15 protein-coding genes, 1 tRNA gene and 1 other RNA gene are annotated in these 13,487 nt (G+C 68.1%); 9 read left to right on the top strand and 8 right to left on the bottom strand.

What is annotated here, in order from left to right; genetic code table 11:
• Positions 1–372 precede the first annotated feature (372 nt).
• The gene (locus tag QMX81_RS06610) at positions 373–780 is read left to right on the top strand and encodes a DUF6165 family protein (RefSeq protein WP_019185792.1); all 408 of its coding nucleotides are present in this window, start codon (positions 373–375) and stop codon (positions 778–780) included.
• Here the strand turns inward: QMX81_RS06610 and QMX81_RS06605 are convergent.
• Positions 759–1,814, bottom strand: a complete 1,056-nt coding sequence (locus QMX81_RS06605; RefSeq protein ID WP_121042997.1) for a glycosyltransferase family 9 protein — start codon at positions 1,812–1,814, stop codon at positions 759–761. The genes QMX81_RS06610 and QMX81_RS06605 overlap by 22 nt on opposite strands.
• Positions 1,815–1,835: 21 nt before the next feature.
• Between QMX81_RS06605 and QMX81_RS06600 the strand changes: the two genes are divergently transcribed.
• The 3 genes from QMX81_RS06600 to QMX81_RS06590 are packed head-to-tail and all read left to right on the top strand — an operon-like array spanning position 1,836 to position 3,723.
• Positions 1,836–2,585, top strand: a complete 750-nt coding sequence (locus tag QMX81_RS06600; protein WP_121042999.1) for a 3-deoxy-D-manno-octulosonic acid kinase — start codon at positions 1,836–1,838, stop codon at positions 2,583–2,585.
• Positions 2,585–3,352 (top strand): MBL fold metallo-hydrolase, encoded by a 768-nt coding sequence (locus tag QMX81_RS06595; RefSeq protein ID WP_282259857.1) that lies wholly within the window; start codon positions 2,585–2,587, stop codon positions 3,350–3,352. The genes QMX81_RS06600 and QMX81_RS06595 overlap by 1 nt, the downstream gene beginning before the upstream one ends.
• A 2-nt stretch (positions 3,353–3,354) precedes the next feature.
• On the top strand, positions 3,355–3,723 hold the full coding sequence (locus QMX81_RS06590; protein ID WP_282259854.1) for a nuclear transport factor 2 family protein: 369 nt from the start codon (positions 3,355–3,357) through the stop codon (positions 3,721–3,723).
• A 45-nt stretch (positions 3,724–3,768) separates the two neighbouring features.
• Here the strand turns inward: QMX81_RS06590 and ffs are convergent.
• An RNA gene (gene ffs, locus QMX81_RS06585) (signal recognition particle sRNA small type) lies at positions 3,769–3,865 on the bottom strand.
• 278 nt (positions 3,866–4,143) lie between these two features.
• Here ffs and QMX81_RS06580 point away from each other — a divergent pair.
• The gene (locus tag QMX81_RS06580; protein ID WP_123728503.1) at positions 4,144–4,461 is read left to right on the top strand and encodes a multidrug efflux SMR transporter; all 318 of its coding nucleotides are present in this window, start codon (positions 4,144–4,146) and stop codon (positions 4,459–4,461) included.
• Positions 4,462–4,551: 90 nt separating this feature from the next.
• Here QMX81_RS06580 and QMX81_RS06575 read toward each other — a convergent pair whose 3' ends face one another.
• Both QMX81_RS06575 and QMX81_RS06570 read right to left on the bottom strand, forming a co-directional pair.
• On the bottom strand, positions 4,552–5,004 hold the full coding sequence (locus QMX81_RS06575) for a GNAT family N-acetyltransferase (RefSeq protein ID WP_282259850.1): 453 nt from the start codon (positions 5,002–5,004) through the stop codon (positions 4,552–4,554).
• 312 nt (positions 5,005–5,316) lie between these two features.
• Positions 5,317–5,409 (bottom strand) — tRNA-Ser (locus tag QMX81_RS06570).
• Between the two features lie 136 nt (positions 5,410–5,545).
• Here QMX81_RS06570 and dnaX point away from each other — a divergent pair.
• From dnaX to QMX81_RS06550, 4 genes are all read left to right on the top strand, one after another.
• Entirely contained in the window at positions 5,546–7,558 is a 2,013-nt protein-coding gene (dnaX, locus tag QMX81_RS06565) for a DNA polymerase III subunit gamma/tau (RefSeq protein WP_282259848.1), read from the top strand.
• 6 nt (positions 7,559–7,564) lie between these two features.
• The gene (locus QMX81_RS06560; protein ID WP_019185335.1) at positions 7,565–7,885 is read left to right on the top strand and encodes a YbaB/EbfC family nucleoid-associated protein; all 321 of its coding nucleotides are present in this window, start codon (positions 7,565–7,567) and stop codon (positions 7,883–7,885) included.
• A 99-nt stretch (positions 7,886–7,984) separates the two neighbouring features.
• Positions 7,985–8,584: a recombination mediator RecR gene (gene recR / locus QMX81_RS06555; RefSeq protein WP_121043040.1), complete on the top strand. Its 600-nt coding sequence runs from the start codon at positions 7,985–7,987 to the stop codon at positions 8,582–8,584.
• A gap of 81 nt (positions 8,585–8,665) precedes the next feature.
• Positions 8,666–9,025: a histidine triad nucleotide-binding protein gene (locus tag QMX81_RS06550; RefSeq protein WP_121043042.1), complete on the top strand. Its 360-nt coding sequence runs from the start codon at positions 8,666–8,668 to the stop codon at positions 9,023–9,025.
• 56 nt (positions 9,026–9,081) lie between these two features.
• On the opposite strand, the gene QMX81_RS06545 is transcribed toward QMX81_RS06550, so the two are convergent.
• From QMX81_RS06545 to QMX81_RS06530, 4 genes are read right to left on the bottom strand one after another with little or no spacing between them, the layout of a single operon-like run.
• Positions 9,082–9,606 (bottom strand): Slp family lipoprotein, encoded by a 525-nt coding sequence (locus QMX81_RS06545; protein WP_019185338.1) that lies wholly within the window; start codon positions 9,604–9,606, stop codon positions 9,082–9,084.
• Positions 9,603–11,555 (bottom strand): DUF3488 and transglutaminase-like domain-containing protein, encoded by a 1,953-nt coding sequence (locus tag QMX81_RS06540; RefSeq protein ID WP_282259839.1) that lies wholly within the window; start codon positions 11,553–11,555, stop codon positions 9,603–9,605. The genes QMX81_RS06545 and QMX81_RS06540 overlap by 4 nt, the downstream gene beginning before the upstream one ends.
• Positions 11,548–12,504, bottom strand: a complete 957-nt coding sequence (locus tag QMX81_RS06535; protein ID WP_282259837.1) for a DUF58 domain-containing protein — start codon at positions 12,502–12,504, stop codon at positions 11,548–11,550. The genes QMX81_RS06540 and QMX81_RS06535 overlap by 8 nt, the downstream gene beginning before the upstream one ends.
• A 1-nt stretch (position 12,505) precedes the next feature.
• A complete protein-coding gene (locus QMX81_RS06530) occupies positions 12,506–13,459 on the bottom strand; it encodes an AAA family ATPase (protein WP_121043048.1) in 954 nt (317 codons plus the stop codon).
• Positions 13,460–13,487 lie beyond the last annotated feature (28 nt).

Below are 13,487 nucleotides of genomic sequence, written 5' to 3'. Positions count from 1 at the left end.
CCCGCCCCCCCCCCCGCCGCGGGGGGGCCCCCACGGATCTGCAGGAGCAGATCCGGACAGACGAACGTCTGGCCCTGGAGCGCGCAAGCGCGGAAGGGCGGGGTGCAGGGATGCACCCCGCAATCCCAATGAAGCGGCCACCCTGTTTCCGAAGCCCTCAGCGCCATCACCGACATTCCCGGGCGCGCGGCGACGCGGTCATCCCCAACGGCGTCTCCAGCTCTGGGAGGCGCGGCCCTGGAGCGCGCAGCGCGGAAGGGCTGGGTGCATGGATGCACCCAGCAGTCCCAATGAAGCGGCCGCACGCTTGCCCCACACCCCTCCAACATGCGCTCCGCTAAACTGCCCACCTCACGTATACGGATCCCCACCATGACCGCTGAAATCCTCGTCCCCGTGTCCTTCGGTGAACTGCTCGACAAGATCTCGATCCTGCAGATCAAGTCCGAGCGCATCAGCGACGAGGCCAAGCTGGCCAACATCCGCACCGAGCTGAGCGCGCTGGAAAAGACCTGGATGGCGCACCCGGCCGGGGTCAAGGACATCGCGCGCCTGCGTGCCGAGCTGAAGGCCGTCAACGAGCGCCTGTGGGACATCGAAGACAACATCCGCCTGCAGGACAAGGCCCAGGCCTTCGATGACCACTTCGTCGAACTGGCCCGCAGCGTCTACCAGCAGAACGATGAGCGTGCCCGCATCAAGAAGGACATCAACCTGGCGCTGGGCTCGCTCTACGTGGAAGAGAAGTCGTACAAGGATTACGCGCCGCGCGGGGCGTAATCGGCGACATACCGCTCGAAGGCGGCGATGCCGTCCTCGACCGTGATCAGCTGCATCACGTCGTCGAATTCGATCTTCGCGCCCCATTTCAGTTCGCTGGCCGGCTTGCCCAGGAATTTGCGCGCGGCAGCGTCGTAGCGGTCCACGCAGTAGCGGCGGTCGGAGTAGGGGCCGCTGCGGTGCGGGTTGCTGGCCGCATGCAGGCCCAGCACCTTGGCGCCCATCGCGTTGGCGATATGCATCGGGCCCGAATCGGGCGTCATCACCAGCGCGGCGCGCGCCAACAGGGCGGGCAGCTGCTTCAGCGTGTCCTTGCCGACCAGATCCAGCGCCGGGGTGGTGAGCTGTGCCTGGATGGCATCGGCCATGCCGCGCTCCAGGTCGCTGCGCCCACCGCACAGCACCACCCGCCAGCCGCGTGAGGTGGCGTGGTTGGCCACGGCCGCATAGCGGTCGGCATACCAATTGCGGCGCACGTGGCTGGAGCAGGGCGAGATCATCAACACCGGGCGGCCATCGTCGGCCCATTGGGCATTGGCCCACTCGAACGCCGCCGGCGGCACGGCCAGGTCCCAGCTGACCTCGGTCTGTTTCAGGCCCAACGGCTCGCAGAAGCTGCCGATCGCGTCGAGTACGTGGATGCCCGGGCGGTCGGGAATGCGCTCATTGATGAAAAGCCCGTGAAGGTCCTTGGAGCGCGATCTGTCGTAGCCGATGCGGCGTTTGGCGGGTACGAAGGCAGACAGCACGTTGGCGCGGAAGGCGACCTGCATCTGCAGCAGCGCATCGAACCGCCCCGCGGGAAGGCTGTCGCGCAGGGCCCGCATGCCGGCCAGGCCGGTCTTCTTGTCGTAGCTGTGGAAGGTCACGCCGGGCAGCCCGTCGAGCAGCTTGTGGCCGGCCTTGTCGATGATCCAGTGCAGTGACACCCCGGGATCGGCCTGCTGCAGGGTGCGCACCAGCGGCACCACGTGGGTCACGTCCCCCAGCGCGGACAAACGCAAAAGACACAAGGAAGAGGACGTTGGTGCCATGGTGTTGTTAGACTCGAAGGAATGGTCGCATTCGACGCCACTGAAGCGCTGACGCCCTGCCGCGATGGACGCGGTATCGGCGCCATTCTGTTCGACCGCGAAGCCTTGCGGCAAGCCGAGATGAGCCTGTTCGCGCCGGCCCACTGGGGCGAGCGGGCACGACCGGTCGCCGATGGCGGCCGCGGCGGCGCCTGGTTCGTCGATGCGCCCTTCGGTCATGCCGTGCTGCGCCAGTACCTGCGCGGCGGCCTGGCGGCCAAGCTCAGCCGGGACCACTACCTCTGGCGCGGCGCCAACCGCACCCGCAGTTTTACCGAATTCCGGCTGATGCGCGCCCTGCACGCACAGAAGCTGCCGGTACCGCGCCCGATCGCCGCGTTCTACATGCGCGAAGGCCTGCGCTACAAAGCGGCGATCCTGATGGAGCGGCTGGAGGGCGTGCGCTCGCTGGCCGACCGCGCGCTGGTCGCCGGGCGCGGCGCGCCATGGGAAGAGACCGGCCGGCTGATCGCGCGCTTCCATCGCGCCGGGCTGGACCATGCCGATCTCAACGCCCACAACATTCTGTTCGACGCCAACGGCCACGGCTGGCTGATCGATTTCGATCGCGGCGTGCTGCGTATCCCGGCCACCCGCTGGCGCGAACGCAATCTCAAGCGGCTGCTGCGCTCGCTGATCAAGCTGCGCGGTGAACGCAGTCATGACGACGTCGAAAAGGACTACGCACGGCTGCGCCGCGCCTACGACCTGGCCTGGAACCGGGGTTACTGATGGACTGGGCATTGCGCTTCATGGGGGTCGGCAATGCGTCGGCCGTGCAGCTGGGTTCGCCGATGGCGGTGATCGAGCGCGACGGCCGCCCGTGGCTCACCATCGATTGCGGCGGGGAAGGGCTGACGGCCTTCCAGGCGCACTACGGGCATGTGCCGCAGGCCCTGTTCGTCACCCATGTGCACCTGGACCATGTCGCCGGTTTCGAACGCCTGTTCGTGGATGCCTATTTCTCGCCGCAGCGTCGTGGGCGCATCCGCGTGTACGTGCCGGCGACGGTCGTGCCGCTGCTGCACAAGCGCGTGGCCGATTATCCGAACGTGCTGGCCGAGGGCGGCGCCAACTTCTGGGATGCCTTCCAGCTGATCGTGGTCGGCGATGCGTTCTGGCATGACGGCGTGCGCCTGGAAGTCTTCCCGGTGCGCCATCACTGGCCGGAAACCGCGTATGGGTTGCGCCTGAAGGGCGCGGTCACCTGGAGCGGCGATACCCGCCCGATTCCGGAAATGTTGGCGCGCTATGCCGACGACAATGAACTGATCGCCCACGACTGCGGCCTGCACGGCAATCCCTCACACACCGGTGTGGATGACCTGGAGCGTGAGTACACGCCCGAGCTGCAGGCGCGGATGTTGCTGTACCACTACGCCAGCGAGAGCGACGGCGATGCGCTGCGCCAGCATGGCCACCGCGTGGCCCTGCCCGGTGAACGTGTGGCGCTGGCCACCCCGACCGCCGTGCACGTGCTGGCCCAGGATCCGCCCTGAGCATGGATGACGCGCTGGCCGCCCATCTGCAGGCGCTCGAACGCGCGTTGCATGGGCCGGCGGTCCGCGGTGATGTCGCGCAGCTGGCGGCGCTGTTGGATGACGACTTCCGTGAGATAGGCAGCTCGGGCGCGTGTTTCGACCGTGCTGCTGCGTTGGCCGAGATTCCGCGCGAGCGCGCGCAGGTGGAGATCGTGTCCAGCGATTACGAGGTCGGCCTGCTGGCCCCGACGCTGGCGCAGGTGCGCTACCGCAGTTGGTATGTGATCGACGGGGCGCGCCAGCGCGAGGTGCTTCGCAGCTCGCTGTGGCGGCTGCACGGCGAGACATGGCGGATGGTGTTCCACCAGGGCACGCCCGCAGCGCCTTGAGCGGCAGCATCGCGTGGGGAAAACCGGGAGCCCAAAAAGGTGGCGGCCCCGCCGGCTGACCTCGGCGCCCGCGTCGATCGATACCGTTGCTGCCTTCCGGCCCTGGCGGGATTTTCGACCTAGCGTCGCGAGGGGCCGACGGGGCCACCATAGAGACGTTCCGGCTGCAGGGCGATCAAGGATCAGCCGGCCGCAGGCGGAAGGTGCACCGCAGGAACAGGCCCGGCAGTGCAGTCGCGCATTCTAGCGCATGCGTGGCACGCAGTGCCAGACGCGGAGGCTGAATCCCGTGTAGCCCGTCGTGACACGGAGCGGCCAATGCGCGGGCGGGTTGCTAAAATGCGCTGTACAGGAGGAACGGCCTCCCCCATTTCGGGAATCACTGACCAGGACGGCCTGGCCCCCATCAAGGAGGGCCGCATGGCCTGGATCTATCTGTTGGCAGCCGGTGTACTGGAAATTGTCTGGGCGTTCTCGATGAAGCAGTCCGAGGGGTTCAGCAAGCTCACCCCCTCGATCATCACCCTCGTGACCATGATTGCCAGCTTCTGGCTGCTGTCGTTGGCGATGCGCACGTTGCCGTTGGGCACCGCGTACACGATCTGGACCGGCATCGGCGCGGTTGGCGCGTTCGTGATCGGTATTACCTTCCTCGGCGAGCAGGTCAGCGCGATGCGGATTGCCGCGGCGGTGTTGATCGTGAGCGGGTTGGTGTTGATGAAGTTGAGCAGCAGCTGAGGCGTTCAAAACGCACGCTGCGCGCTCGGGGGTAGGGCCACGCGATGCGTGGCTGACGTAACCCTGACGCACTCCAATCACTGGCGCCGCTCAACGTGGCGCCAGTTCGAGTGCCATCTCCACCGCATCCAGTCCGGGGCCGTGCCCATCGGGGGTGATGTGGGTGACGACGAAGCCGAGGCCGGCGTAGAACGCCTGCGTGTATTGGCTGGTGCTGAGCGTGACGCGCTGGGCGCCGAGCGTTCTTGCGTGAGCCAGGCGTGCGTGGGAGAGCTGCGTGCCCAGGCCCTGGCGATGCCGGGTGCGGTCGACCATGCCCCAGCAGAAGGCCGCGGTGTGTTCGTTGTCGAGGGCGAGGCCGCCGCAGGCGACGAGGTGGCCGTTGTGTTCGATGACCAGATAGTCGTGGGCGCGGTGTGGGTGGAGCAGGTAGGCGGCGAAGTCCTGGCGTTCGTGTGGGGCGAAGTAACGCGGCACGTTGGTGTCGAACAGTGCGAGGCAGGCGGGGGCGTCAGTTGGGGTGTAGGGGCGGAGGGTGGGCATGGGGAGACTTTGGCATGGGGTGGCTGCGCAAAGAGCAGCCGACCAGCGGTCGGCTCTACCGTTAGCGGTGGCGACGGTTTGCGTGGCGCTAGCGTTGGCGGCGCAGAGGCTTCGGATGCAGGGTGGCTGCTTCATTGGGATTGCTGGGTGCATCCATGCACCCAGCCCTTCCGCGCTGACGCGCTCCAGGGCCAGTTCGGCTGTCCGGATTCGCTCCGGGCGAATCCGTCGAACCCGTTGGGGTTCTCGTCCCCCATGCTGTCCGTCGCACAAATAAAAAGGCCGCCCCTGAGGGCGGCCTTTTTATTTGTGTGGCGGAGAGAGGGGGATTCGAACCCCCGAAGCGCGGTTTAGACGCTTACACACTTTCCAGGCGTGCTCCTTCAACCGCTCGGACACCTCTCCGGACCTGCTGCGATAACCCGCTGCAGGGGCGCAGATTCTAGCGGGGGAATTGGATTCGCACAAGCGGTTCGTCACGAAGGGCAGGGGGGCTGGACAGGCGTGGCACAATGGTCGTCCCGATGAAGACGGTGGCCTGATGTCCTATCTCGTCCTTGCCCGCAAGTGGCGTCCGAAGCGTTTTGCCGAGCTGGTGGGCCAGGAACACGTGGTCCGTGCGCTCAGCAATGCGCTGGACAGCGGCCGGGTGCACCATGCGTTCCTGTTTACCGGCACCCGCGGGGTCGGCAAGACCACCATTGCCCGTATTTTCGCCAAGTCGCTGAACTGCGAGCAGGGCACCAGCGCCGATCCATGCGGTCAGTGTCCGGCCTGCCTGGATATCGACTCCGGCCGCTACATCGATCTGCTCGAGATCGATGCCGCGTCCAATACCGGTGTGGATGATGTCCGCGAGGTGATCGAGAACGCCCAGTACATGCCCTCCCGCGGCAAGTACAAGGTCTATCTGATCGACGAAGTGCACATGCTGTCCAAGGCGGCGTTCAATGCGCTGCTCAAGACGCTGGAAGAGCCGCCGGAGCACGTGAAGTTCCTGCTGGCCACCACCGATCCGCAGAAGCTGCCGGTGACGGTGCTCTCGCGCTGCCTGCAGTTCAACCTGAAGCGGTTGGACGAGGACCAGATCCAGGGCCAGATGACCAAGATCCTGGCGGCCGAGGAAATCGAGTTCGACCCGACCGCGATCGTGCAGTTGGCCAAGGCCGCCGATGGCAGCCTGCGTGACGGCCTGTCGCTGCTGGATCAGGCGATCGCCTATGCCGGCGGTGCGCTGCGCGAGGATGTGGTGCGCGCGATGCTGGGCACGGTGGACCGCACCCAGGTCGCCGCGATGCTGGATGCGCTCGCCGATGGTGATGGCCCGCGCCTGCTGCAGACCGTGGCCCTGCTGGCCGAGTTCTCGCCGGACTGGAGCGGGGTGCTCGATGCCCTGGCCGAGGCCCTGCACCGGATCCAGGTGCAGCAGCTGGTGCCGGGCGCCGCGACGGCGGGCGAGGGGATCGATGCCGAGGCCTTCGCCCAGCGCCTGCGCCCGGAAGTGGTCCAGCTCTGGTATCAGATGGCCCTGGGCGGCCGTCGTGACCTGCACCTGGCCCCGAGCCCGCGCGCCGGGTTCGAGATGGCCGTACTGCGCATGCTGGCCTTCCGTCCCGCCGCCGCGGTACCGCCCGTGCCCCGCGATCCGGGCACCGGGACCGCCGTGAACAGTGGTGGCCAGGCCAGCGGCCAAGGCACCGGCATGGCCGCTGCGGCAGCCAGCGCGGCGTCTGTTTCGGTCGTGGCGCCGGTCAAGGCGAGCGCCCCCGTGGCTCAGCCGGCCCCGCTGGCGCCCGTGGTTGCTCCTGTCTCCGCGGCACCTGAGCCCGCACCGCCGGCACCGAAGCAACCGTCCCCGGCCCCGCCCCCGGCAGCCGCCGAGCCGGTGAAACCGGCCAAGCCCGCCGTCGCAGCGCCCGCTGCCGACGACGATCTGCCGCCGTGGCACCACGAGAGCGATGCCGCCGATCGCGACGAAGCGCTGGCTGCTGAAATGGCCACCCCGGATGCGGCCATGGTCGCCCCGTGGGAAGCGCCGGCCGAGCGGACCGTGGCACCTGCTGCGCCCGCGCCTGTACGTGATGCCCCCGCCCCGGTGGCCCGCCCGCAGGGCATCGCCATCGCCCCATCTGCTCCGGACACCGCGCCCGTCGGCGAAAGCGGTGACCTGACCGCCGATGCCTGGCTGGAACTGGTGGCCGGCAGCCAGCTCAATGGCCCGTCCAAACAGCTGGCTGCGCACTCGGCGTTCATCAGCTACCAGCACGGCGTCTTGAAACTGGCGATTTCGCCCGGATTTGAGTACTTGAGTTCGGACCGCTCGCAGGCGGCGCTGATCGCGGCGTTGACCGGCCCCTTGGGGCAGGCCCCGCGCCTGGTGATCGATACCGGTGCAGCCGGTGCCGAGACCCTGCATCAGCGCGCTGACCGCCAGCGTGGCGAACGCCAGACGGCGGCGGAAGCCGCTTTCATGGCCGACCCTTCGGTGCAGTTGCTGGTGCAGCAACACGGTGCCCGGGTCGTCGCCGATTCCATTCGTCCTTTTGAAGAGTAAAGACCCATGCGCGGCAATATCGCCCAACTGATGCAGCAGGCCCAGAAGATGCAGGAAAACCTGCAGAAGGCCCAGGAAGACCTCGCCAAGCTGGAAGTCACCGGCAGCGCCGGCGGCGGCATGGTCAGCGTGACCCTGACCGGCACCAAGGAATGCCGCAAGGTGCGCATCGATCCGTCGGTGCTGTCCGATGCGGAAATGACCGAAGATCTGGTGGCCGCCGCGTTCAACGATGCCTCCAACAAGATCGACGCCGAGTCGAAGAACCGCATGGGTTCGGCGACCGCCGGCATGCAGCTGCCCCCGGGCATGAAGCTGCCGTTCTGACCCACCGCCTGCGCCGGGTGTCTGCCTGGCGCGACCGTGCTGACCGCGCCGCGAAGCCTCCGGGCTTCGCGCGCTTGTTTCTGAGATGAGCGATCCGCCATGAGCCTGCCCCTGCTCGAACAATTGATCGAGGCCTTCCGCGTGTTGCCGGGCGTGGGCCAGAAGACCGCCCAGCGCATGGCGTACCACGTGCTGGAGCGCGAGCGCGAGGGCGGCCAGAAGCTGGCCGAGGTGCTGGCCAAGGCGATCGAGCGGATCGGGCATTGCGAGCAGTGCCGGGATTTCAGCGAGACCGATATCTGTGCGGTCTGCGCCAACGGCAGCCGCGAGCGCCAGCAGCTGTGTGCGGTGGAATCACCGGCCGATCGCCTGGCGATCGAAACGGCCACCGGCTACCGCGGGGTGTACTTCGTGCTGCAGGGGCGGCTGTCGCCGCTGGATGGCATCGGCCCGCGCGAGCTGGGCCTGGATCAGCTGGAGGCGCGGCTGAAGCAGGGCGAGGTCAACGAGTTGATCATCGCCACCAGCGCCACCGTGGAAGGCGAAGCGACCGCGCATTACCTGGCGCAGATGGCGCGCAGCTGCAAGGTGCGGCCCAGCCGCCTCGCGCAGGGTCTGCCGCTGGGTGGCGAACTGGAATACGTGGATCGCGGCACGCTGTCGCACGCCTTCGGCACGCGTACCGAAGTGCAGGAATGACGCGGCGCACCGCGCGGCAATGATCGAAACCGGGGGCGCATCCGCGCTACTCTCCAAGGCCCTGTTCCACGAGGTGCCCTCATGAGTCACGACACCCTGTTCGGCAAGATCATCCGCCGCGAAATCCCGGCCACCATCGTTTACGAAGACGAGGACGTGCTCGGCTTCAAGGACATCGCCCCACAGGCGCCGGTGCACGTGTTGTTCATTCCCAAGCACGAGGCGATCCCTACCCTGGATGACGTGCGCCCGGAGCAGGCACACCTGATCGGCAAGCTGGCCATGGCCGCCGCGGAGTACGCGCGCCGCGAAGGTTTCGCGCAGGATGGCTACCGGATCGTCATGAACTGCCGTGAGCACGCCGGGCAGACGGTGTTCCATATCCACCTGCACCTGCTGGCCGGCGCGCAGTTGGGTCACTTCGGTACGCCCAACGGCTGAGCCGGCCAGGCACAGACAAAAACGCCGCCCGAGGGCGGCGTTTCTGCGTCAGCGTGTTACCACCAGCCCCAGCCGCGGTAGCCCCAACCCGGACCCCAGCCCGGGCCCCACGGGCCGTACGGGTAGGCGGGCACCACATCCACCTGGCGCTGTTCCGGCCACAGGTAGATGACGTCGGCATCCAGCTTCGGCAGGCGATAGTCGTACTCGCCGATCCGGGTGTTCTCGTAGCCGCCGATCTTGCCGATGAAGGTCACATCGCGGCCCGGCTCGAACACCGCTGGATCATAGAAGCCGGCGCGGCAGGCGATGAAGCGGCCGTCACTGGCGTCGGCCGAGGTGGTGCTCGGGCGGCCACTGCCGTTGAGCGGGCGCGAAATCATCTGGAAGCAGGTCTGGCCCTGGCCCGGATTGGTTTCGATGATGCGGCCACCCCAGCGCACCGGGGTGCCCACCTGCTGGGTGGGAACCGCGTCGCGCGGGCTGACCATACTGAACTGCCCCTGCAACGGCTTGGGCGCGGTGGCGCAGGCAGCCAATGCCAGAGAGGCAGCAAGGGGAAGCAGGATTTGAATCTTCATGGGGATGCTCCGGAGGTCGGGCGATGCCTGCGCAGGTCGCGCAATAATGAAGTGAGGTCGACGTCAGCGCCAGCGTAGCGCGCCTGGACGAAACGCGCGCTGAGCGACAGCAGCGCAGGATCGGGTCGCTGCCGGTCTACCCGGCGTGCCCACTCGCCAGCCGGTTCGGCGCTGGCGCGGGACAGTCCATAGCGCGCGTACCGGCGTCCCAGCACGTGCCACGCGCGCAGCAGCGGGTCGCGCTCGCGTTCGCCCCGGGCCAGCAGCCATGCCATCCAGCCTAGCGCGGCCAGTGCGAAGACGATGAAAATTCCCACCAGCTGGCTCGGATCCAGCCGCTCGAAACCAAACGGTTCAAGAAGCTGCTGTTGACGGTTGGCATCGAAGGACAGGACCAGGTCGTTCCAGCCCCGGCGCAGCCAGTCGCCCATCTGCCCGATCTGCAGCCATCGGCTGTCCAGCGTGGCGCCGGCGGCGCCGGCCCCCAGCCGGTCCTCAAGCGTGTCGTAAACGCGCTCCGGCGCAACGGCGGCGGTCGGATCGACCCGCACCCAGCCACGCCCCGGCAGCCACACTTCGGCCCAGGCATGTGCATCCATCCGGCGCAGCACCCAGTAGTCGCCATACGGGTTGCGGATGCCGCCCGCGAAGCCGGTCACCACCCGCGCCGGGATGCCTGCATTGCGCATCAATACGACGAACGAGGAGCTGAAGTGCTGGCAGAAGCCGGCCTGCTGATCGAACAGGAATTCGTCCGCGCCATCGCGACCGGGCTCGGGCGTATCCAGGGTGTAGACGAAACGCGCCCGCACCCAGTCGAGCGCGCGCTGCACGATCACCGCATCATTGCTGCCCGCGTCCTGTCGCCACTGCCGGGCCAGGGCTGCCGTGCGCGGATTCAAGCCGTCGGGCAACTGCAGCGCAAGGCGCCGCTCGTAAGGCGTCAGCGCGTCGGTATAGGCCACCGCCGGTGCCGAGTTCAGCCGCCAACGGGTCAGCGCGTTCAACGCCGCGTGGCTGCGCAGGCTGTGGTTGGCATCCAGGTCGCTGCCGGGCGGTGCCTGCAGCGGCAGATCCAGCGCGACCAGCTGGCGGCGATCGGTCGGCTCGTAATCGATCTGGTAGTCCCACTGCGTGCTGGCGTGGGTCACCGCGGCCGGCGCACGCGTGATCTGCCGCCGGTCCTGCTCCCAGCGCTTGCCATCGAAATGGGTCAGTACCGGCCCGCGCCAATAACGTTGCTGCGGCGCCGGGATCGCGCCGAAGAACTGCACGCGAAGCGCCGGGGTGTCATCGGCCATCAGGTCCAGCCACTCCCCGGGCTCCATCGTGTCGGACAGGCCGGGCTTGCCCACCGCGCGGTCCGGGATGCCCCAGAGCGGTTCGCTCAAGCGCGGGAACAGCCAGAAACCGGCCAAGGCCAGTGGCAGGCCGAGCAGGACCAGCCGGCCGATGCCGCGCAACTGGCGTTTGAGGGGCGCTGGCGGTGCCTGTCCCTCCAGGTGTGCCAGGCGTTGCAGGGCGAGCAGTGCGACCAGGCCGGCCAGCACGGCCAGCGTCATCGTCAACGGGCCTTGGTCGAGCAGGAACGCGGCGAACGGGCCGAACAGCCCGAAGCCGACCAGGCTGCGGCCATCGCGCAGGCTGCGCAGCTCGCTGGATTTCAGCGCGAGCATTGCGGCCAGCAGCGCGCAGCCGGTGTCGCGGCCAGGCCGTGGACCCATCTGCCAATAAATGGCGGCCAGCATGGCCAGCACCAGCAACAGTCGCAGGGCGCCCGGCAGCAGCCGCTGCCGCGAGGCCAGCGCGGTCAGCAGTGCGACACCGGCGATGACGGTGGCCAGCACGGTGGGCAGCTGCAGCAGCAGCGGCAACAGGCCCAGCGCCGCGCTGGCCAGCGTCCAGTAGCGCGCGCCGGGACTGAGCAGGGACACGGGCCGGTCAGTCATGGGGCAACAGCGCCAGCGCGCGCTGGCACAGGTGGTGATGGGCACTGCCGTTGCCGGGCCCGAGCACCGGTTGGCCGGGCAGCTTGAGCGTATAGCGGCGGCCTTCGCGCTCGGCCAGGTCGATCCAGCGCGCCATGCGTGCGATCCTTGCTTCGGTGCCCAGCGGTGCCAGGTGCCACCAGTCCAGCACGATCTCCACCCCGACCGGCTTTTCGTACTCGCGCACCAACAGGGTGTCGCGTCGCGCGGAGTGTTTCCACGCGATGCTGCGCATCGGGTCGCCAGCGCGATACGGGCGCAGCTGATGCAGCTCGTCGCCACTGGCATGCACGCGGGTATGCAGGGGGTCACCGCCGCTTTCCGGCAGGGCGGGTGCGTGCGTTTCCGGTGCGGCATAGACCAGCAACGGCGTTTCCGGCCAGACCCACGACCACGCGCGCACCAGACCGAGCGGTTGCGTGGTGGCGATGCGGATGCGGGCCAGGTCGAACCAGCCGCGCCGGTGCGTGGGCAGCTCGAGATCCACTTCGATCTGGTCGCTGTCGATCAGGTGCCCGAACGCGGCCACGCCCTCGTGCTCCACCTGCAGGCCGCGCCGGGCACGGGTATCGGCGCGCGACAGGCTGATGCGCAGCCGCAACGGCGCGCCCGCGGTGACCGGCTCGGCGGAGACCGCATCCACCTGCAACCCGGACAGCTGCAGGTGCGCGCTGATCGCACTGGCGATGCTGACCGTCGCCAGCAACAGGGCCAGCAGCAGCGCAGGATTGTTGTTGTAGTTCAGCGCGCCGAGCAGCATCGCCGACAGCAGCGCGGCGACGAACAGCCCGAACCGCGTCGGCAGCACATAGATGCGGCGCCGGTCGAACCGGCACGGCAGGTACTCTGGGCGGCGCGGTCGCGCCAGATGTTGCAGTTGCTGCCAGCGGGCTCCCCAGCCGCGGCGCATCTCAGTCGACCTGCACGGTCTGGAGGATGGCGCGGGCCAGTGCCGGCCCGTTGCCGGCTTCTGCCTCGGGCACCAGGCGATGCCCGGCCACTGCCACGAACAGGGTCTGCACGTCTTCGGGCACCACATGCGCGCGGCCGAGCAGCAGCGCATGCGCCCTGGCGGCGCGCAGCAATGCCAGGCCGGCACGCGGCGACAGGCCCACGCGCACCCCGGCGTGCTGGCGGCTGCGGGCGAGCAGGGCCTGCACATACGTGATCAACGCCTCGCTGGCATGCACCTGGCCCACCGCCTCGCGCAGCGTGCGTACGTCCACCTCGCTCAGGCGCGCGGTGGCCTGCGCGATCAGATGGCGGCGATCGGTGCCGCGCAGCAGCTCGCGTTCCGATTCCGGATTGGGGTAGCCCAGGGCCAACCGGAGCAGGAAGCGATCCAGCTGCGAGTCCGGCAACGGGAACGTACCGGAGAGGTCGACCGGGTTCTGGGTGGCGATGACGAAGAAGGGATCCGGCAGCGGATGGGTCACGCCATCCAGGGTGACCTGCTGCTCGGCCATCGCTTCCAGAAGCGCACTCTGGGTACGCGGCGGCGCGCGGTTGATCTCGTCGGCCAGCAACACATGCGTGAAGACCGGGCCGGGGTGGAACTGGAACTGGCGGCTGCCGGCGTCATACACCGAGACGCCAAGCACATCGGCCGGCAGCAGATCGGAGGTGAACTGCACCCGCTGGAAGCCCAGCCCGAGGCTGCACGCCATGGCGTGTGCGAGGGTTGTCTTGCCCAGCCCGGGCAGGTCCTCGATCAGCAGATGGCCGCCGGAGAGCAGCGCCACGAACGCCAGCCGCACCTCCTGTGCCTTGCCCAGCACCAGCCCGTTGACCTGATCCTGGGCGGCGCGAAGGGACTGACGCAGTACATCGGTTAGCATGGCTGGCACGGGGGGCGAATGATCCATGTCCGTCTCGATTCGATGATTCCACTGA

The sequence above is a fragment of the Stenotrophomonas sp. PS02301 genome, from assembly GCF_029959485.1.
GTDB lineage: Bacteria > Pseudomonadota > Gammaproteobacteria > Xanthomonadales > Xanthomonadaceae > Stenotrophomonas > Stenotrophomonas maltophilia_Z.
Note: the sequence above shows the minus strand (reverse complement) of the source record. Positions and strands in the feature narration are given on the sequence as shown.